Source organism: Micromonospora maritima (genome assembly GCF_902825405.1).
Lineage (GTDB): Bacteria > Actinomycetota > Actinomycetes > Mycobacteriales > Micromonosporaceae > Micromonospora > Micromonospora maritima.
Genome location: NZ_CADEAU010000790.1, coordinates 1 through 1,681 on the forward strand (window position 1 = coordinate 1; position 1,681 = coordinate 1,681).

At 76.3% G+C, this 1,681-nt stretch carries 1 protein-coding gene; it reads right to left on the reverse strand.

From position 1 onward, the window contains the following. On the reverse strand, positions 1-1,681 hold a 1,681-nt coding region (locus HUW36_RS32295), incomplete at both ends, for a type I polyketide synthase (protein ID WP_174531515.1).

Here is a 1,681-nt window from a genome sequence, read left to right on the forward strand (position 1 = left end):
GTCCGGACAGCGTCCAGGGCAGTTCCCCGGCGGGTACGGCGGTGGGCGGCTCGGGCTGCTCCGGCGGCGCCTGTTCCAGGACGGTGTGCACGTTGGTGCCGCTGATGCCGAACGAGGAGACGGCGGCGCGCCGGGGCCGGTCGCCGGCCGGCCAGGGCCGGGCCTCGGTGAGCAGCGCGACCGTGCCGGCGGACCAGTCGACGTGCGGGGTGGGCTCGTCCACGTGCAGGGTGGGCGGCAGCACGCCGGCCCGCATGGCGAGGACCATCTTGATCACCCCGGCGACGCCGGCGGCGGCCTGGGTGTGACCGAGGTTCGACTTGACGGAGCCGAGCCACAGTGGCCGGTCGGTGTCGCGGTCGCGGCCGTACGTGGCGATCAGCGCCTGCGCCTCGATCGGGTCGCCGAGCGTGGTGCCGGTGCCGTGCGCCTCGACCGCGTCGACCTGGTCGGGGGCGAGTCCGGCGTTGGCCAGGGCCTGCCGGATGACCCGCTGCTGGGCCGGCCCGTTGGGGGCGGTCAGCCCGTTGGACGCGCCGTCGGAGTTGACCGCGCTGCCACGCACCACGGCGAGGACCGGGTTGCCGTCGCGGCGGGCGTCGGAGAGCCGCTGGAGCACCAGCAGGCCGACGCCCTCGCCCCAGCCGGTGCCGTCGGCGGCGCCGGCGAACGGCTTGCACCGCCCGTCGGCGGCCAGCCCGCGCTGGCGGGAGAAGCCGACGAAGATGCCGGGGGTGGCCATCACCGTCGCGCCGCCGGCCAGCGCCAGGTCACACTCCCCCGCCTGCAACGCCTGCGCGGCCAGGTGCAGGGCGACGAGCGACGCGGAGCAGGCGGTGTCGACCGTGACCGCCGGACCGTGCAGCCCGAAGGTGTACGCGAGCCGCCCGGAGATGACGCTGGCGGAGACGCCGGTGGCGAGGTAGTTCTCGTCGCCGTCGCCGGCGGCCAGCAGCAGCGAGCCGTAGTCCTGCCCGTTGGTGCCGACGTAGACGCCGGTGCGGCTGCCACGCAGCCCGGCCGGGTCGAGGCGGGCGCGTTCGAACGCCTCCCAGGCGGTCTCCAGCAGCAGCCGCTGCTGCGGGTCCATGGCCACCGCCTCGCGCGGGCTGATGCCGAAGAACGCCGGGTCGAACTCCCCGGCCCCGGTCAGGAAGCCGCCCTCGCGCACGTAGCTGGTGCCGAGGTGCTCCGGGTCCGGGTGGTACAGCTCGGCGACGTTCCAGCCGCGTTCCGGCGGCATCGGCGACAGCGCGTCGGTGCCGCCGGCCACCAGGTCCCACAGCTGTTCCGGGGTGGCGACGCCGCCCGGGAACCGGCAGCTCATCGCCACGATGGCCACCGGCTCGCGGTGCCTGTCGACGTCGGCGGCGACGACCGCGCCGCCGGTCGGGTCGGCGGTGAGGCCATGCAGGTGGGCGGCGAGTTCGGCGACCGTGGGGTGGTCGAAGACGAGCGTGGCGGGCAGGGTCGCGCCGGTCTCGGCGGCGAGCCGGTTGCGCAGCTCGACCGCGGTGAGCGAGTCGAAGCCGAGGTCGCGGAACGTGCGGTCGGGCAGCGGCCGGCCGGCCGGGTGGCCCAGCACCAGCGCGACCTGGGCGCGGACCAGTTCGGTGAGCTGCGGCAGGGACCGGCCCACCACCACGGCCGGGGTCACCACGGCGGGTCCGGCCGGCACGCC